At 37.3% G+C, this 18,653-nt stretch carries 16 protein-coding genes and 1 pseudogene; 14 read left to right on the forward strand and 3 right to left on the reverse strand.

Annotated elements, in window-relative coordinates:
- Positions 1-38: 38 nt before the first annotated feature.
- Entirely contained in the window at positions 39-2,039 is a 2,001-nt protein-coding gene (mobC, locus tag H0S70_RS03015; RefSeq protein WP_188321655.1) for a conjugal transfer protein MobC, read from the forward strand.
- 155 nt (positions 2,040-2,194) lie between these two features.
- A complete protein-coding gene (locus H0S70_RS03020; protein ID WP_123247850.1) occupies positions 2,195-3,532 on the forward strand; it encodes a sigma-54-dependent transcriptional regulator in 1,338 nt (445 codons plus the stop codon).
- Between the two features lie 4 nt (positions 3,533-3,536).
- Here the strand turns inward: H0S70_RS03020 and H0S70_RS03025 are convergent, their stop codons facing one another.
- The 3 genes and pseudogenes from H0S70_RS03025 to nhaA all read right to left on the reverse strand — a co-directional run bounded on the left by H0S70_RS03025 (position 3,537) and on the right by nhaA (position 7,333).
- Positions 3,537-4,229, reverse strand: a complete 693-nt coding sequence (locus H0S70_RS03025) for a potassium channel family protein (protein WP_123247849.1) — start codon at positions 4,227-4,229, stop codon at positions 3,537-3,539.
- A gap of 14 nt (positions 4,230-4,243) precedes the next feature.
- Positions 4,244-5,983: a TrkH family potassium uptake protein gene (locus tag H0S70_RS03030; RefSeq protein WP_207895652.1), complete on the reverse strand. Its 1,740-nt coding sequence runs from the start codon at positions 5,981-5,983 to the stop codon at positions 4,244-4,246.
- Positions 5,984-6,009: 26 nt separating this feature from the next.
- Positions 6,010-7,333: pseudogene (gene nhaA / locus H0S70_RS03035) on the reverse strand (Na+/H+ antiporter NhaA).
- A 564-nt stretch (positions 7,334-7,897) separates the two neighbouring features.
- On the opposite strand from nhaA, the gene H0S70_RS03040 reads away from it, so the two are divergent.
- From H0S70_RS03040 to H0S70_RS03095, 12 genes are all read left to right on the forward strand, one after another.
- Positions 7,898-8,257, forward strand: coding sequence for a DUF7674 family protein (locus tag H0S70_RS03040; protein ID WP_123247948.1), 360 nt, complete (start codon positions 7,898-7,900; stop codon positions 8,255-8,257).
- Positions 8,258-8,264: 7 nt separating this feature from the next.
- Positions 8,265-8,432, forward strand: a complete 168-nt coding sequence (locus H0S70_RS03045) for a hypothetical protein (protein ID WP_165352998.1) — start codon at positions 8,265-8,267, stop codon at positions 8,430-8,432.
- A gap of 125 nt (positions 8,433-8,557) precedes the next feature.
- The gene (locus H0S70_RS03050; protein WP_129758660.1) at positions 8,558-8,941 is read left to right on the forward strand and encodes a DUF7674 family protein; all 384 of its coding nucleotides are present in this window, start codon (positions 8,558-8,560) and stop codon (positions 8,939-8,941) included.
- Positions 8,938-9,015, forward strand: a complete 78-nt coding sequence (kdpF, locus tag H0S70_RS14595; RefSeq protein WP_081623247.1) for a K(+)-transporting ATPase subunit F — start codon at positions 8,938-8,940, stop codon at positions 9,013-9,015. Before H0S70_RS03050 ends, kdpF begins: the two co-directional genes overlap by 4 nt.
- Positions 9,016-9,060: 45 nt before the next feature.
- Positions 9,061-9,252, forward strand: coding sequence for a hypothetical protein (locus H0S70_RS03060; protein WP_188321656.1), 192 nt, complete (start codon positions 9,061-9,063; stop codon positions 9,250-9,252).
- Between the two features lie 5 nt (positions 9,253-9,257).
- Positions 9,258-10,946, forward strand: a complete 1,689-nt coding sequence (gene kdpA, locus H0S70_RS03065) for a potassium-transporting ATPase subunit KdpA (protein ID WP_188321657.1) — start codon at positions 9,258-9,260, stop codon at positions 10,944-10,946.
- Between the two features lie 20 nt (positions 10,947-10,966).
- Positions 10,967-12,976 (forward strand): potassium-transporting ATPase subunit KdpB, encoded by a 2,010-nt coding sequence (gene kdpB / locus H0S70_RS03070; RefSeq protein ID WP_188321658.1) that lies wholly within the window; start codon positions 10,967-10,969, stop codon positions 12,974-12,976.
- Positions 12,977-12,998: 22 nt separating this feature from the next.
- Positions 12,999-13,559: a K(+)-transporting ATPase subunit C gene (locus H0S70_RS03075; protein WP_055041566.1), complete on the forward strand. Its 561-nt coding sequence runs from the start codon at positions 12,999-13,001 to the stop codon at positions 13,557-13,559.
- 183 nt (positions 13,560-13,742) lie between these two features.
- A complete protein-coding gene (locus H0S70_RS03080; RefSeq protein ID WP_188321659.1) occupies positions 13,743-14,825 on the forward strand; it encodes a porin in 1,083 nt (360 codons plus the stop codon).
- Between the two features lie 78 nt (positions 14,826-14,903).
- Positions 14,904-16,025 carry a sensor protein KdpD gene (locus H0S70_RS03085; protein WP_123247943.1) on the forward strand — a complete coding sequence of 374 codons (1,122 nt, stop codon included), beginning with the start codon at positions 14,904-14,906 and terminating at the stop codon, positions 16,023-16,025.
- A gap of 1 nt (position 16,026) precedes the next feature.
- Positions 16,027-17,763 carry an ATP-binding protein gene (locus tag H0S70_RS03090; RefSeq protein ID WP_188321660.1) on the forward strand — a complete coding sequence of 579 codons (1,737 nt, stop codon included), beginning with the start codon at positions 16,027-16,029 and terminating at the stop codon, positions 17,761-17,763.
- Between the two features lie 38 nt (positions 17,764-17,801).
- Entirely contained in the window at positions 17,802-18,647 is an 846-nt protein-coding gene (locus H0S70_RS03095; protein WP_449506263.1) for an RteC domain-containing protein, read from the forward strand.
- Positions 18,648-18,653 lie beyond the last annotated feature (6 nt).

Here is an 18,653-nt window from a genome sequence, read left to right on the forward strand (position 1 = left end):
CCTTTAAATTCACGCCCAAACATTAAAAAATTAAAATAATGCAGGGAGAAGACGATTTAAGAGGTTTAGCCAAAATAATGGCTTTTATGAGGGCAGTAAGTATTCTTTTGGTACTGATGCACCTTTATTGGTTTTGCTACGGTTTCTTTATAGAACGTGGCTGGACGTTGGAAGTAATCAACAAAATATTAGGCAACTTCGATAGAACAGCAGGTTTGTTTTCACATACTTTATATACTAAAATCTTTGCTTTGGTATTGCTTGCTTTAAGTTGTTTAGGAACGAAAGGCGTAAAGAATGAGAAGATAACTTGGTCTAAAATCTATGTGGCTTTGTGCGTTGGCTTTGTCTTGTTCTTTCTGAACTTTCCGTTATTAAAGTTACCTCTAATTACTGCTACATTTCTTTATATTCTTACCACAGGTTTAGGTTATGTTGCTTTAATGGTAGCCGGAGTTTGGATGAGCCGATTGCTTCGTACTAATCTTATGGATGATGTATTCAATAATGAAAATGAGAGTTTTCAGCAGGAAACCAAGCTGATGGAAAACGAATATTCTGTCAATCTTCCTACCAAGTTTTATTATAAAAATAAGTGGAATGACGGTTGGATTAACATCGTCAATCCTTTCAGAGCAACGATTGTTTTAGGAACACCTGGTTCCGGTAAATCTTATGCAATTGTAAACAACTATATTAAACAGCAGATTGAGAAAGGCTTCTCAATGTACATCTACGATTTCAAGTTTGACGACCTATCTACCATTGCATACAACCATTTATTGAAGCATCGGGATAAATACAAAGTTCAGCCGAAATTTTATGTGATAAATTTTGACGACCCACGCAAGAGCCACCGTTGTAATCCTTTGAACCCCGACTTTATGACGGACATTTCGGATGCTTATGAAGCGGCTTATACTATAATGCTTAACCTCAATCGAAGCTGGATACAGAAGCAAGGGGATTTTTTCGTGGAAAGTCCAATTATCCTATTAGCTGCCATTATTTGGTATCTGAAAATCTATGAGAACGGTAAGTATTGTACATTCCCACACGCCATTGAATTACTGAATAAGAAATACGCAGACGTGTTTACTATTTTAACCTCATATCCCGATTTGGAAAATTATCTATCTCCATTTATGGATGCTTGGCAATCAGGAGCGCAAGACCAATTACAGGGACAGATTGCATCGGCAAAAATTCCGTTATCGAGAATGATTAGCCCACAATTGTATTGGGTAATGACCGGGGATGATTTTTCATTGGACATCAACAATCCTAAAGAGCCTAAAATTTTGTGTGTAGGGAATAATCCCGACCGACAAAATATCTACTCCGCAGCATTGGGTTTGTACAATTCACGGATTGTAAAGCTCATCAACAAAAAAGGGCAATTAAAGAGTTCGGTAATCATAGATGAGCTGCCCACGATTTATTTCAGGGGACTGGATAATCTTATTGCAACTGCCCGTAGCAATAAGGTAGCGGTATGCTTGGGATTTCAGGATTTTTCGCAATTAACAAGGGATTACGGCGATAAAGAGAGCAAGGTAATTCAGAATACAGTAGGTAATATTTTCAGTGGGCAGGTTGTTGGCGAAACGGCAAAAAGCCTTTCGGAACGCTTTGGAAAAGTATTGCAGAAACGCCAAAGTATGACGATTAACCGCAACGATAAATCTACCTCCATATCGACACAGTTAGACAGCCTTATTCCTGCATCGAAAATTTCAACGCTTACACAAGGTATGTTTGTCGGTTCTGTATCGGATAACTTCGATGAACGTATCGAGCAGAAAATATTTCACGCTGAAATTGTAGTGGACAATGAAAAGGTTGCTGCCGAAACTAAAGTCTATCAGAAGATACCGCAAATCTTATCCTTTGTTGACGAGAGTGGAACAGATAATATGAAACAGGAAATTGAAGCGAATTACAGGCAGATAAAAAAAGATATTGAACTGATAATTGAAAATGAACTGACACGTATAAACAGTGACCCAGATTTACAACATTTGTTACAGCGGGGGTAGTTTTCCAATACCCACCTGAAAGACGGTCTTACAGTTGAATGAGTTTATTGTCCGATATCAGCCAAGCTGGGAAAGATTATTTTTATTCATTTAGTGGTAGAATCATTAGAACAGACATAATATTTAGTAAATTTGTTGTTCTAATTGGCTAAGAAGTGGAGAAAGTATTGATAATAGATGACGAAGAGAAGTTGAGAAACCTCCTTTCAAAGATTATTAGTTTTGAAGGTTTTGAAGTTTTTCAGGCGTCTAACATAAAATCGGGATTGCAACGATTAGAGGTGGAGGAAATAGACGTAGTGATATGCGACGTTAAGCTCCCTGATGGTAGTGGTGTAGATACTGCTAAAGTTATCAAAGAAAAATATCCTGCAGTAGAAGTTATTCTGTTGACGGCGTTTGGCAATATTCCTGATGGTGTAAGGGCGATTAAAAACGGTGCCTTCGACTATATCACAAAAGGAGATGACAACAATAAAATCATCCCGCTTCTATATAAAGCCAGTGAAAAGGTAGCATTAAATAAAAGAGTCCAACAATTAGAAAAGCAGTTGGGTGAAAAATATTCATTTGATAAAATTATCGGTACATCAAAGCCAATTTTAAAAGCAATTGAATTAGCAAAGAAGGTTGCTCCAAAAGATACAACAGTATTGTTAACCGGAGAAACAGGTACGGGTAAGGAGGTTTTTGCACAGGCCATTCATCAAGGTAGTTCAAGAGCCACCCAAAATTTTGTTGCGATAAACTGTTCCGCTTTTAGCAAAGAGCTCTTAGAAAACGAATTATTTGGTCATAAAGCGGGTTCATTTACCGGAGCTACCAAAGACCAAAAAGGGCTTTTTGAGGAAGCACACAACGGGACTATATTTTTGGATGAGATTGGAGAAATGGCAATGGACTTGCAAGCCAAAATTTTACGTGTATTGGAAACAGGTGAGTTTTTACGTGTTGGTGATGCAAAACCCATCAAAGTTAATGTCCGTATCATAGCCGCTACCAACCGAAATCTGGAAAATGAGATTGAGTTAGGTCATTTCAGGAGTGATTTGTTTTACAGACTTTCTGTATTTTGCATTCAGCTCCCATCTTTGAGAGAACGTATAAAAGACATCAAATTGTTGGCACAATATTATGCAGATCTTTTTGCTCTCAAATCCAATAGAAAACCTTTAACCTTATCGGAAGATTATATTACAGCGTTGGAAAATAATCCTTGGAAGGGAAATATCAGAGAGTTGAAAAACGTGATCGAAAGAAGTGTAATTCTGGTAGATTCTGACATATTAGATCGGGATACTTTGCCTGTCGACCTGCAATATGCCAAATCCAATACACAGCAACTATCTGCGTTTTCTATGGCCAGTGCCGAAAAGTTACACATTCAAAAAATACTCAATCATACAGACGGCAATAAAGCAGAAACAGCCCGATTGTTAGAAATTGGAGTGGCAACATTATATAGAAAAATGGAACAATACAAAATCAAGTGAAGTCTTATTCTAATTTCCCCTTAGCGAATTTCTGTAAATCTTCGTTGGCTCCATAAATCACGATGATATCATCCCGCTGAAGCATCGTAGTGGGTTCGGGAATTCCCTGTACATTGGGCACTTTTTTGCTTTTGCCTAAAAAACTCTTTTCTTGCGTATCTCGAATAATGGTAAGAATCAAGACATTGTGATATTCTCTGAATTTGACTTCCTCAATCGTTTTGCCAACATATTTTTCAGGTACCACAATCTCTACGATGCTGAAATTCTTGTTTAGCTCAAAAGAATCTACCACACCTTTCAAACATAGCTTTTTAGCCCAACGCTCAGCAGTTTCTTCTTCAGGACGTACAATTTCATTCACCCCGAGTGCCTGCAACACATTCTCGTGCAATGGATTTATGGAACGACTGATTAATCTTTTGACCCCTAAATTTTTAAAGTGTGCCGTTACCATGATGTTAGCACCTTCGTCTTCCCCGATACAAACCATCACGACATCGGTATTCTTCAATGGAAGGTGTGTTATAGCTGACTGATCGGTTGCGTTCATACAGATAGTATGAGATAACTTATCCTTTAGTGCAACTACCTTTTCATCTCGTGAATCCACTCCGATTACTTCGTTTCCTTGTTGGGTTAGCTTCTCGGCCAATGAACCTCCAAAGTTTCCCAAGCCTATAATTATAAATTTCATTCTAAATCTTCTTTTTAGTTGATTAATATTTCATCCGATGGATAATGATAATTCGCTTGCTTAACCTTCTTAAAAAAGGCAATAAGAATGGTTAGCATACTTACTCTGCCTATTAACATCGTAGCCAAAAGCACCATTTTGCTCTCGTTACTCAAGTCTCCTGTTATCCCCAAACTAAGCCCAACAGTGCTGTAAGCGGAAAAGCTTTCAAATGCAATATCTAATAGCGGAATATGATTGTCGTAATGAGAGATCAGAAAAACGCTAGAACCAATCACCAATAATGATAGACTCATCACAGCAAAAGCCCTTCTTACGGAAATGTCTGCCACTTCTCGTCGGAAAATTTCGATTTTACGTTTACCTTTTGCAAGACTCAAATAATTTAATGTGGCAATTGCAAATGTACTTGTTTTAATACCTCCACCGGTTGAGGCAGGAGATGCACCGACCCACATTAAGAAAATGATGATAATGATAGAAGAAAAATGCATTTGGCTAAAGTCTATGGAATTAAAACCTGCCGTTCTAGGGGTCGTTGCTGCGAACAGTGCAGTGATAATTTTTCCAACCCCTGCATGATTACCCAAAACATTATAATATTCCTTGATGTAGATAATAACGGTTCCTAAAACAATCAGGATGCCCGTGGTTAGTAAATTTATTTTATTGCTCAAGGTCAAAATCCATGGACGGTAGTTGTTCTTCTTTTCTACAAACCAAAGAATATATCTTGCTATCAGATGTTTTATATATCTTACGGAATTTATCACGATTGGAAACCCTAATCCACCGAATACAAATATCACAACAATAATAAACTGTAGAGGATAATTATAGACATAACTTGTTTCCATCATTCCATTGGGCAAGGTTGAAAATCCTGCATTGCAGAAAGCGGAAATAGAATGAAAAACGGAAAAATATATTCTTTCCGAAAAGGATGGAATTAGGGCTTTATCTAAATTGAAGAAAATGAGTACTGCTCCAATAAATTCTATCAAAAAAGTAATGGTCAAAATCCTTTTTACAGTTGTAAAAACCTCGCCAATCTTCTCAGAATTAGTCATATCACTTAATGCCAACTGGTTTTCGTAGGTTGATCCACCTTTAAAGAAATAACTAAAGTAGCTCGCAAAGGTTAGAATACCCAAACCACCTGCTTGTATCAATAGCATGATTAATGTTTGACCAAGTGGAGTGAAAAAACTGCTCGTATCCACCACGATTAGCCCTGTTACACACACCGCACTGGTAGAAGTGAATAAGGCATCTACAAAATTTATCCCTCCATAAGTTGCTTTAGGAAGCATTAATAATAAAGCACCTATGACGATTAATCCCATAAAGCTGATGATAAATAACTGAGCAGGATTCAGTAAAGAACGCTTATAGCTTAACCGTGGGCGGGTAAATTCTCGAATCAGTTTTAATATAACAGCCCATCTTATCCAGTGAGTTATCTCTGATATTCCCTCATTTGATAATTGTTTGTACAAACAATAAAGCACAAACAAAACACTCAGCCCGTCAAAAATAAAAACACTTAATATGAACTCTTTACGATGATAGTAGTATTTCAGGACGGTATAAAAAATACCAATGATCAATACAAACAGATATAATGAGATGATGCCTAATTGTAAGGCTGGATTGAGTACAAAACCGTAATCAGCTATAAGTGCTGTAAGTGCTACCAGGTGCAATACAACAATGAGTTGTTGAATCCATTTGGCATATAAAAACTCTTTCATTTATGTTCTGTCCAGACTATAAGTTATTATTTGCTTTGCTTGCTCAAAACATAATTCCCCAACACACCTCCGATAATAGATGCTGCAAAAATTCCTATTTTGGCCTGTGTCATATATTCTTCATGCGAAAAAGCTAATGAAGTCACAAATAATGACATGGTAAATCCAATAGAAGCAAGCAAACCTAAACCAAACAAATTTCTTAGATTCATTCCTTCGGGGAAAGGAGCTACTTTCAATTTCACCAACAGCCATGTAAAACCGACCACGCCAACCACTTTCCCTACCAACAAACCTAAAGCAACTCCCAAAGCCACATTGGTACTAAACAAATGCTCCATATCTATAGCCAATGAAACACCTGCATTTGCCAGTGCAAATACCGGAATAATAATAAATGTAACCATCGGGTGCATGGCATGTTCCAATCTTTGAAGTGGAGGAGTCGCCGCTACCGTACTGTTTTGGATTTCTTCGAGAACATGCAACTGTTCATTTGTCAACATAGGCTTGCTATTGTCAGGATCTATTCCTTTAAACTTATCCAACAAACGTTGAATATTATTACTGAATATTTTTTCATTGATTTTTACATCCGCCGGAATAGTAAATGCCGCCAAAACCGCTGCAATCGTGGCATGTACACCAGATAACAAAAATGTAGTCCAAACACCACCAATACCTAAAATAGCGTAGAACAAAATACTCCTCACTCCCATTTTATTACCGATGTACATTGTCAACAGTACTAACGCCCCAATAACGAGATGGAACATAGAGATATCTGAAGTATAGAAAAAAGCAATGACCAGCACGGCTCCCAAATCATCAACGATAGCCAAAGCGGTCAAAAAAAACTTTTAGGGTCAGTGGAATTCTGCTGCCTAATAAGTAAAGTACCCCCAAAGCAAAAGCAATATCGGTCGCCATAGGGATTCCCCAGCCACTGTGCACTTATCCGCTTGGGTTTAAAAACAGATATATTGCAGCAGGTACTGCCATTCCACCAAATGCAGCAGCAATAGGCAACAATGCTTTACGTGGATTCGATAACTCGCCCCCAACAATCTCTCTTTTTAGTTCCAAGCCGACCACAAAGAAAAATATAGCCATCAGACCATCATTGATCCAGTGATGCAGGTTATACTCAAAATAAGTATTTCCGTCTAACTGAAAACCAAACCTGTGTTCGAGAATATGGTGATATTCTTCTGCTAAAGGTGAGTTTGCTAATATCAAAGCATTGACTACACTAATACCTAATACGATTCCACCTGCTTTTTCATTCTTAATAAAGCTCTGTATAGGCGATACAATTTTTTCAATAGGCGTTCTTTTTACTTTATTCATCTTTTATGATTACCCCTCTATTTTATGCTGAAAATGACTTAGAAACCAGTCATTTTTCGATTTTGTAAAGTACAAAAATATAAAATTCAAAACGATTCTCCTTACTAATCAAGGCAATATCGCTCAGCCTAGACTGGATACCTTTTATCATAAATTGACACGGTAGTATCATTATGAGAATGACCCTATCATTATGAGAAGGTTTTTCGTGAGAAAGAATTAAAAGAAATCAAATAATAACCTCATTTACAGTATCTTAACTCAAGTGGGTTTTCACTGGAATAAATTTTGGCACAGGGTATACAAAAGAAATTAAAAATGAGGAAAAGAAATGTCAAATGGAAACAGCAGAAAGAGCCTCCTTCGTTTCCAAAATGGCTAAAATCATACCACTTATTGCTTTTTGCCTTTATTGTGGTCATGATTTTTGGAGCAATTATGAAGCACATTAGTACCACTTAAAAATAGATAAAAATGATAACAATAGTTTTAGTACTCGCAGGTTTAGCCTGTTTCGGTCTGTTCATTAAGTCAATTGACTTCTTTGAGAAAATCTAAAATAAAATGAAAACAAAAATCATAAATACGATACAACAATGGGCTCCTGAAGCCGCAAGACTCATTCCTGATTTGGATACTTTGGACGATTCTATCGCAGACTATCTGTTACTGCATAAACTGGCAGAAGTTTGTTCCCAAAAAATAGGTTCTGGATTAGAAGATGAATTAGAGCGTGTTCAAGAGATAGCCAAAGTTATAAATCTTTTGTATCAAGGAGGAAATCAATACACGCGGAATGCCATTGAAAATGAGTTTCTGACAGCGCTATCTTTTGAAGAAAGCCCAGGAAGCCTAAAAAAACATATGGATTTATTTCCGATCGAATTACGGAAAGGGTATATCAAAACCATTTTAGAAAACTAATTAAGTAATGAAAGTTTTAAAAGAAAAAACACATTGGTCGGCTAAAATAAAAAAAGCAGTATTAGCAATCTTATTGTTTGTCCTGTTTGCCGTATGCGTAAAGCTTGGCGGATTCGCAGGTCTTTTGATCGGCTTTGTATTTTTCTTTTTATTCTTTCAATTAATAAGCAGATGAAAAAAGAACGAAAATCAAATAGGGAAATAGTTACGGATATATTGGCAAAAGTACTTTTAGCTTTTATTGTCTTCTGTATTTTCTATGGGATGTTCTCCAGTAAATAAAAAGAAGTTTTTAAATCAATGAACGAAATAAATGAAAACACAGCCAGTACTTATCTGGCACATCACTACGGTGAAATTAAAGAAGAAATCAATGAACTATCCATGCGAAAAAATTTTGCAGGAATATTTCAGGCAATCGTCAACCACATCAATCTCTTGCTTTCCAAAGGACAGATAGAGAAAATTGGGGTAAAGATTAAGTTCATCGGTTGGCTTCATAAAAGAGGAAATGAGTATGTACAATACATCATTGAAAATTTGTTTGTGCGCTCTTTTGAAGGAATGAAAAGACGTTGCACTACAGAACAATGGATTTATATGTACCAGCTCATTCCCAATAACCTGAAGCATGTTTATCAGCTTCAGAACACAAATTATTTAACACAAAAAACAAGTCTATGACAGCATTATTCATAGTAGCCATAGGTGTATTTGTCTATATATGCTACGTATTGCTCAAACCAGAAAAATTTTAAAACGCTTCAGCAGATGAAGAAAGATACAAAAGGAAAAATCAAGGAATGGGTATCCATCATATTCTGGAAACTGTTCTTCATTTCGATCATTTATCTGGCTTTTCTAAAAATTCAAATATTGCTATGAAAAAGATACTTACTGAAATGAAAGATGTAGCCCGAATTGCTTTGATATTCCTGATTGTATTAGCATTGGTCAGGCTGTTCGGATGGATGTTTAAAACCATATTTAATTAATAAAAATGAATACAGAAATTTTAGGAATAATCGTAATGTTTACCCTGTCGATATTGCTTGCAATACCCTACGGTAAATACATTGCAAAAGTTTATGGCGGTGAAAAAACGCTGCTCGATCCGATTTTTAATCCGATAGAGCGAATCTTTTACAAAATAAGCGGTATCAATCCGCAAACAGAAATGAACTGGAAACAGCAGATGGTAGCCATGATCACGATCAATATGGTGTGGTTCCTGTTGGGAATGGTTGTTCTAATGACTCAGGGAAGCCTCCCGCTTAATCCGGATAACAATCCAAGTATGTCCGCAGACCTTGCATTCAATACCGTGATATCATTTGTGGTAAACTGTAATCTGCAACACTATTCCGGGGAATCAGGATTAAGTTATCTTGGACAATACTGGTTAATGTTCTTACAGTTCGTAAGTGCCGGAACTGGTATGGCTGCCGCAGTAGTGCTATTTAGAGCATTCAGAGACAAATCATCTGAAACCTTGGGGAATTTTTACAGCAATTTTATAAAATCATGTACACGTATTTTATTACCTGTATCATTTGTGATTGCCATAATTCTTGCATTCGATGGAGTTCCGATGACTTTTGAAGGTAAAGACGCTATTACCACTTTACAAGGTGATTCTGTGGAAGTATCAAGAGGACCCGCAGCAGCATTTGTGCCTATTAAACACGTAGGAACCAACGGAGGTGGATTCTTTGGAGTGAATTCTGCCCATCCGTTTGAAAACCCATCTTATCTGTCCAATATGGTCGAAATGGTGGCTCAGCTGATTGTACCCTTGGCTATGATCTTTGCCTTTGGTTATTTTACCAGAAGAAGAAAACTATCGTGGATGATATTTGGTGTAATGACAGTAGGTTTTTTAATGCTGGCCATTCCAAATATCAATATGGAAATGAATGGCAATCCCGCAATTGCAGCCATGGGTATAGACAATTCCTTGGGGGCTATGGAAGGAAAGGAAATTCGATTAGGAGCTCCTGCATCTGGCTTTTGGAGCATTGTCACCACTGTAATCTCTACTGGATCAGTAAACTCTATGCACGATAGCTCAATGGCATTGTCAGGCATGAATGAGCTATTAGCAATGATGATCAATGCGTTTTACGGAGGAGTCGGTGTAGGAATACTTAACTTCTTTATTTTTATCATTCTTGCTGTATTTATCAGTGGATTGATGGTAGGAAGAACACCAGAATTCTTAGGTAAAAAAGTGGAAGCTAGGGAAATGAAAATAGCCATGATTATTGCCTTGCTTCATCCTTTCCTGATATTAGTAGGAACAGCATTAGCCGCTGCATCACCACAATATACTATGGACTCTCTAAATAACCCGGGATTTCACGGATTGAGTGAAATGCTATACGAGTTCACTTCGTCATCTGCCAATAATGGTAGTGGTTTTGAAGGATTGGGAGATAATACACCTTGGTGGAATATCAGCACCGGATTTGTGCTTATCCTTTCACGATTCCTACCGATCATAGGTCCGGTAGCCATTGCAGGCTTGTTAGCTCAAAAGAAATTTATACCAGAGGGAGACGGAACCCTGAAAACCGATACGGCAACTTTCGGACTAATGGTATTCGCTGTAATCGCAATCGTAGCTGCCTTAGCATTCTTCCCGGTATTGGCATTAGGTCCTATTGCAGAGTACTTTTCACTTTATTAAACTGATTAAAGAATTTAGAAATGAACAATAATACATCATTGTTTCAAAAAGATATGGTTCAGGAAGCACTGAAACAATCTTTTGTGAAACTCAATCCGAAAACCATGTTCCGTAATCCGGTCATGTTTACTGTATGGATCGGTACTTTGGTTATGCTAGCCGTGAGTTTATGGACGTTGGCAGGAGCTCAGGGACAAGGAAGTTTTGGTTATAATTTTACCGTCTTTATTATCCTTTTGCTTACCCTGTTATTTGCCAATTTTGCCGAGGCAATTGCTGAAGCAAGAGGTAAAGCACAAGCAGATAGTTTGCGTAAGACAAGAGAGGAAACTCCTGCAAGATTAAAAAATGGGAAAATGATCTCCTCTGCTCAATTACAAAAAGGTGATGTTTTCATCTGTGAAGCTGGCGACATCATTCCTTCTGATGGGGAAATTATTGAAGGCTTAGCGACCATCGATGAAAGTGCAATTACCGGAGAATCTGCTCCTGTGATTCGTGAAGCAGGTGGCGACAAAAGTTCTGTTACCGGTGGTACCAAAGTTTTGTCCGATAAAATCGTGGTGCAGGTAACAACGCAACCGGGCGAAAGCTTCCTGGACAAGATGATTGCCTTGGTAGAAGGTGCAGCCCGACAAAAAACACCAAATGAAATTGCTTTAACCATTTTGTTAGCAGGATTTACACTTGTGTTTATCATTGTCTGTGTGACGCTTAAGCCATTTGCTGATTATGCAAATGTGGGGATTACCATTGCTTCTTTTATCTCTTTATTTGTATGTCTTATCCCGACTACCATTGGAGGATTGTTGTCTGCAATCGGTATTGCAGGGATGGACAGAGCATTGAGAGCCAATGTTATTACAAAAAGTGGTAAAGCGGTAGAAACCGCAGGTGATATCGATGTGTTGCTGTTGGATAAAACCGGTACGATTACTATTGGTAACCGTAAAGCCACCCATTTTCACCCTGCTAATGGCATTGACGAGAAAAAACTTATAAAAGCAGCTGTACTAAGTTCCATGGCTGATGAAACTCCCGAAGGAAAATCTATCATTGAATTAGCAGGAATCAATCCGTTAAGTTATGAAGTTAGAAATCCTCAATTCATCAAGTTTACAGCTGAAACAAGAAGTTCAGGAATTGATTATGAAAATACACGTATTCGAAAAGGTGCAACCGATGCAATAAAAAATCTGGTTACAAAAGCAGGTAATAATTTCCCAAAAGAGATTGAAGAAAGAGTGAAAGCCATATCCTCTAATGGAGGTACGCCGTTGGTCGTATCAGAGAATGAAATCGCATTGGGTGTAATTGAGCTACAGGACATCATCAAACCGGGTATTCAAGAACGTTTCGAACGGCTGCGTAAAATGGGTATCAAAACCGTCATGGTAACGGGCGACAATCCTTTGACTGCTAAATTTATCGCTGAGAAGGCAGGTGTGGACGATTTCATCGCAGAAGCAAAACCCGAAGACAAGATGAATTACATCAAAAAAGAACAGTCGGAAGGTCGCTTGGTCGCTATGATGGGTGATGGAACAAACGATGCTCCGGCTTTAGCACAAGCTGATGTGGGTGTAGCAATGAATTCTGGTACTCAGGCAGCAAAAGAAGCAGGAAACATGGTCGATCTGGATAACGATCCGACCAAATTGATTGAAGTCGTAGAAATCGGAAAACAATTGCTGATGACCCGTGGTACATTGACTACTTTCAGTATTGCGAATGATGTGGCTAAGTATTTTGCCATCATTCCAGCACTGTTCATCACAGCGATTCCTGCATTGCAAGGACTGAATATTATGAATTTACACAGTCCGGAAAGTGCAATACTATCAGCTGTAATTTTCAACGCAATCATCATTCCGATGTTGATTCCATTAGCATTGAAAGGTGTAGCTTACAAACCTATTGGAGCAAGTGCATTACTTCGAAGAAACCTGTTCATTTATGGTTTAGGCGGTGTACTGATACCTTTTGTAGGAATCAAGCTGATAGATATGCTTATATCCGTTTTCTTTTAATCCTTTATAAAATTTAGATAAAATGAAAAAACATATTTTGCCCGCAATAAAATTGACTGCTGTTATGATCCTGTTTTTTACAGTCATTTACCCACTTGCAGTCTGGGGTATCGCACAGTTTGCTCCTAATGCTGGAAAAGGAGAAATTATAGAACACAACGGAAAGAAACATTATGTCAATATTGGTCAGTCTTTCACAGAGGATAAGTATTTCTGGTCAAGACCATCGGCCGTAGATTACAATGCTGCTGGTTCAGGAGGTAGTAACAAAGGTCCTTCTAATGAGGAATATTTAGCAGAGGTTCAGGCACGAATTGATACTTTTTTAGTACATAATCCCGGAATTGATAAATCTGAAATACCTGTTGACTTAGTTACTGCCAGCGGAAGTGGATTGGATCCGAACTTTTCCGTTCAGGCTGCCAAGGTACAGGTAGCACGAATCGCTGAAACAAGGGGGATTGATGAGGTTAAATTGAATCAATTAATTGATGAACAAACCGAAAAACCTTTGTGGGGCATGTTTGGTCCCGAAAAGATCAATGTACTTAAATTAAATATCGCTCTGGATCAACTTAAATAAGTAATTCCTAAAAAAACTTACAGGTTTTCAAATGTGTGTGTAGCCATTGAAAATGCCTTGTAGGAGTAATTCAATAAACAGTAAAATTTTAATAATTCAAAAATGAAACCATCATGATTTATTCAACCACACAGGGAGGATAAATCTGATAGCTTCATCACGTTTAAAAATCAAATTAATAAGATGAAAAAAATAATTATGTTCTCAGCGATCCTGCTGGGAGCTACAGGAAGTGTATGTGCACAGGAAACTGAAAAAAAGGCTTTAACGATCAGTGGATATGCAGAAGTATATTATCAGCAGGATTTCAATAATCCAAAGTCGAATTCGAGACCCGGATTTGTATATAGCCATAACCGCAACAATGAAGTAAGCCTGAACTTAGGTTTCATTAAAGCTGCTTATGAAACAGACCGTATGCGGTCTAACCTGGCTCTTGGAGTAGGTTCTTATATGAATGCGAATTATGCCGCTGAGGAAGGCGTACTCAAAAATATTTATGAAGCGAATATTGGGGTGAAGCTATCTAAAACGAAGAATGTATGGTTGGATGCAGGTATCTTACCATCCCACATTGGTTTTGAAAGTGCCATCGGGGCAGACTGCTTTACACTGACCAGAAGTATGATGGCAGATAATTCGCCCTATTTTGAAACCGGGGCTAAGTTGTCGTATGCTACCGATAATGGTAAATGGAATATGGCTTTTTTAGTGATGAACAGTTGGCAAAGAATACAACGGGTTGAAGGCAATAGCACACCAGCTTTTGGTCATCAATTAACTTACCGTCCTTCAGATAAAATGACTTTAAACAGTAGTTCTTTCATAGGCAACGACTTCCCTGATGAAGAGCGTAAGATGCGTTACTTCCACAATCTGTATGGGCAGTTTCAAATCAGCAATCAATTTGCATTGATCGCTGGCTTTGATATCGGAGCACAACAAAAAGAAAAAGCAAGTGATGACTACGATACATGGTATACGCCTGTACTGATTGCAAAATACAGCCCGACTGAAAAAGTAAATATCGCTGCAAGAGGAGAATATTACCAGGATAAGAATGGCGTTATCATCAATTCGGGAACGGAAAACGGATTTCAAACATTTGGGGCTTCAATAAACGTTGATTATCAAATTCTGCCTAATTTGGTATGGAGAACAGAAGTTAAAAGCTTAAATAGTAAAGATGCCATTTTCTTAAACAGAGATGACAATATGAAAAAAGACAACGTTATGGCGGTTACATCGCTGGCGATACGTTTCTAAATATTTCCATTTACTAATGATTCCCCTGGACAATTTGTCTAAGGGGAATTTGTAAATTTATATAAGCAAACAGATTGTATGGACGAAAGAAAAAGTGCAGAACATTTTTTAGACCTCATTCAGAAATCCCGAAGAGGAAAATTCAAGCTCTATATCGGGATGAGTGCTGGTGTGGGTAAAACCTATAGAATGTTACAGGAAGCACATACGCTATTGCGAAACGGTATCGATGTGAAAATCGGATATATCGAAACACACAAAAGACCAGAGACCCATGCTTTGTTGGATGGGCTTCCGGTCATTCCACGCAGAAAACTTTTCTATAAGGGGAAAGAATTAGAGGAACTGGATCTGCAAGCCATTATAAACCTTCGTCCAGAAGTTGTGATTGTTGATGAATTGGCTCATACCAATATTGAAGGTAGCAATAACGAAAAGCGATGGCAGGACGTACTCGATATTTTAGATGCCGGGATTAATGTAATCAGTGCAGTAAATATTCAACACATTGAAAGTTTGAATGAAGAAGTGCGGGAAATTACAGGAATTGATGTACAGGAACGTATTCCCGACAGCGTAGTCGCTCAGGCTGATGAGGTGGTCAATATTGATCTTACAGCAGAAGATTTGATAGATCGTTTAAAAGCCGGAAAAATATATGAAAGCTCTAAAATAACAGCAGCACTTAATAATTTTTTTAAGAGTGAGCATATTTTGCAGCTTCGTGAGTTGGCGTTAAAGGAGGTAGCTTCGCAGGTGCAGCGAAAAGTAGAAACCGAAGTTGTACTTACAAGAAGCATCAAAAAGGAACGTTTCCTGGCCTGCATCAGTTCAAACGAAAAAACAGCCAAAAACGTTATTAGGAAAACGGCACGATTAGCTAATTATTACAACAGTAAATGGTATGTGATGTATGTGCAAATACCTAAAGAAAGCCCTGATAAAATTGCTCTGGATAAACAACGGCATTTGATTAATAATTTTAAATTAGCTACTGAATTAGGAGCAGAAATAATTAAGGTAAAGGCCAAAAACACCACTAAGGCAATCATCAAAGAGTGTGAAGATCGTAAGATAACTACGGTCTGTATCGGTAAACCACATTTAAACTTAGCTAAGATTATATTAGCAACTGACACATTTAATGCCTTACTGAACAAGCTGTCACAAGAAAATATTGATCTCGTAATACTATCATAAAATGAGAATTAAAGCAAAATTAACGGTTGGAGTTGGTGCTCTATTTTTACTGATACTGGCACTGGCAATTGTTAGTGGCTGGTATGTAAACCAACTGAAAAAAGACACTAATAATATCTTAGTTGCCAATTACAATACCTTACAGTATGCCCGCAACATGCTGTTGTCTTTGGAAGATGTTCGTTCAGACAAATCCGCTGTAGATACTTTTCAAAAAAATCTCGATCTGCAAAAGCAGAATGTAACTGAGATTGGAGAAATCGAAGCTACCAATCTTATCGTTAAACATTTTAAAGATTTAAAAGAAAACCCCGAAGATTCTATAGTTATATCATCCATAAGGAAAGACATCACGGAGTTAATGCGTCTGAATATGGAGGCGATCAACCGAAAAAGTGATATAGCCGATGATACAGCTCAAAAAGCAATTGTCATCATTTCAGTTACTGGTTCACTTTGCTTCCTGATTGCATTTATTTTACTGGTCAATTTGCCTTCTAATATAGCCAACCCGATTAAGGAATTAACCGATAGTATAAAAGAAATAGCCGGGCAGAATTATAAAAAGAGGGTGCATTTTGAAAGCCATAATGAGTTTGGTGACTTGGCAAAATCATTCAATACGATGGCGGAGAAGCTGGAAGAATATTCCGAGAGTAAGCTCGATAAAATCCTAAAAGGTAAAAAACGAATTGAAACGTTAATTGATAATCTTCATGATCCAGTTATCGGTATCGATGAAAACAAAAAAGTGCTTTTCGCTAATGAAGAGGCATTAAATATTTGCGGTCTAAAAAAAGAAGAGTTCATTGGCAAACAAATACAGGATATAGCCGTTACCAATGATTTAATTAGAAATATCATTAAGGATATTTTTCTTCTTAAGTCCGAAAATGCTAAATCCGAACAATTAAAGATTTATGCCGACAGAAAGGAAAGCTATTTTGAGAAAGAGGTTGTTGACATCAATATCGTTCCAACCGGAGAAGCGGATAGTGAATTTATCGGTCAGGTTATTCTTCTGAGAAATATCACACCATTTAAAGAGCTGGATCTGGCAAAGACCAATTTTATGGGAACTGTTTCCCATGAATTTAAAACACCTATTTCGTCGATGCAATTAGGTATTCAAATTCTTGAGAATGAAAAGACAGGTCACTTAAATGAGGAACAAAAAGGATTAATTAATGGTATAAAGGACGATGCTGACAGGCTTTTACGAATTACCGGAGAGTTATTAAACATCGCACAGGTTGAAAGTGGTGCTATTCAAGTAAACTTAATTAGTTCAGAAATTAAGCCCATGATTGAGTATGCTGTAAATGCCAATAAATCTGCTGCTGATCACAAGAATATTAAAATCGATGTTGATATAGATAATAATGCACTCGTTGCTGCCGATAGTGAAAAAACGGCATGGGCTCTTACCAATCTCATCTCCAATGCCGTTCGGTATTCGTATGAGAATGCAACGATTTTTGTTAAAGCCGAAAAAGAAAACGATCAGATAAAATTTTCCGTCACCGACACAGGGCAGGGAATACAACCTCAATTTCTGGATAAAATATTTGAACGCTATTTCCGTATTCCCGGTACTAAAAAAGAAGGTACAGGATTAGGATTAAGTATCAGCAAAGAGTTTATTGAAGCTCAGGGAGGAAGAATCTGGGTAGAGAGTGAATATGGTGCTGGAAGCACATTCTATTTTACGCTCAATATCTTTAATATTAATCAATAAATTTCAACGTGTCTGGGCTGTAATAGCAAAAGCTCGTCTTGAAAAATCACACATACTTCCTAATGCATAAATTTTATAAGGATAAGCTACGAGAACTTGACAATAGGTTAGAAGAACTTAAGGTCGAATTTGACGAACCTATTCAATTAGCAGAAACAGCTGTCAATCTCATACTAAGTTACCTTAAAGACATAAAACTATATGTTGTGGGTAAGGGGTTTGATGAAGAAAAAGATGAAATAATTTTTTTTAAGAAATTGAAACCGAATATTGTAGCCAAATTAATTTTTTACAATGCCATATACAAAATTGAAACCAGGAAGCCCTATGGCAGTGGAAAAAACATAAAAAAATACATTGATATTGAACTGAACAAACTTAAAAGGTTCTTTGACAACAACCTTGAATTTTATAAGTATTATAGAACAAACAGCACTTATCTTGACCATAAATATTTTTTGCGGGGTAAATATGATATTAAATTAAGCTTAGATACTTTTTATTTTGAAGCTGACCATAGTTTTTCTACTTCTCATGATTATAAAGTAGCTAAGATTATTGCCAATGATTTGATACAGGTTTATCTTGAGGATCAGTTAAATCTTGGCCATCAGAAAAATGGATACGATAGGTCTTCATTGAATTGGACAGAAAGCAAAACAGCATTAACCGAATTGATTTACGCACTGCATTCGCAGGGTGCATTTGGCAATTCAGATATAGTGGCCATCGCCAAAACATTTGAAAGTACATTCAATATCAGTTTGGGAGATTTTTATCATACGTTTATGGAACTTAAATCGCGAAAAATAAACCGGACAAAATTTCTTGACAGCTTACGGGATGCATTGATTAGAAAAATGGAAGAACAGGAAGAAATGTAGCGGATA

The sequence above is a fragment of the Chryseobacterium manosquense genome, assembly GCF_014623485.1.
Taxonomy (GTDB): Bacteria; Bacteroidota; Bacteroidia; order Flavobacteriales; family Weeksellaceae; genus Kaistella; species Kaistella haifensis.

Excerpts from the sequence above, each read along its gene's own strand:
- mobC (WP_188321655.1), top strand. The coding sequence starts at position 39 with ATGCAGGGAGAAGACGATTTAAGAGGTTTAGCCAAAATAATGGCTTTT.
- H0S70_RS03025 (WP_123247849.1), bottom strand. The coding sequence starts at position 4,229 with ATGAAATTTATAATTATAGGCTTGGGAAACTTTGGAGGTTCATTGGCC.
- H0S70_RS03030 (WP_207895652.1), bottom strand. The coding sequence starts at position 5,983 with ATGAAAGAGTTTTTATATGCCAAATGGATTCAACAACTCATTGTTGTA.
- H0S70_RS03040 (WP_123247948.1), top strand. The coding sequence starts at position 7,898 with ATGAAAACAAAAATCATAAATACGATACAACAATGGGCTCCTGAAGCC.
- H0S70_RS03045 (WP_165352998.1), top strand. The coding sequence starts at position 8,265 with ATGAAAGTTTTAAAAGAAAAAACACATTGGTCGGCTAAAATAAAAAAA.
- H0S70_RS03050 (WP_129758660.1), top strand. The coding sequence starts at position 8,558 with ATGAACGAAATAAATGAAAACACAGCCAGTACTTATCTGGCACATCAC.
- kdpF (WP_081623247.1), top strand. The coding sequence starts at position 8,938 with ATGACAGCATTATTCATAGTAGCCATAGGTGTATTTGTCTATATATGC.
- H0S70_RS03060 (WP_188321656.1), top strand. The coding sequence starts at position 9,061 with ATGGGTATCCATCATATTCTGGAAACTGTTCTTCATTTCGATCATTTA.
- kdpA (WP_188321657.1), top strand. The coding sequence starts at position 9,258 with ATGAATACAGAAATTTTAGGAATAATCGTAATGTTTACCCTGTCGATA.
- kdpB (WP_188321658.1), top strand. The coding sequence starts at position 10,967 with ATGAACAATAATACATCATTGTTTCAAAAAGATATGGTTCAGGAAGCA.
- H0S70_RS03075 (WP_055041566.1), top strand. The coding sequence starts at position 12,999 with ATGAAAAAACATATTTTGCCCGCAATAAAATTGACTGCTGTTATGATC.
- H0S70_RS03080 (WP_188321659.1), top strand. The coding sequence starts at position 13,743 with ATGAAAAAAATAATTATGTTCTCAGCGATCCTGCTGGGAGCTACAGGA.
- H0S70_RS03085 (WP_123247943.1), top strand. The coding sequence starts at position 14,904 with ATGGACGAAAGAAAAAGTGCAGAACATTTTTTAGACCTCATTCAGAAA.
- H0S70_RS03090 (WP_188321660.1), top strand. The coding sequence starts at position 16,027 with ATGAGAATTAAAGCAAAATTAACGGTTGGAGTTGGTGCTCTATTTTTA.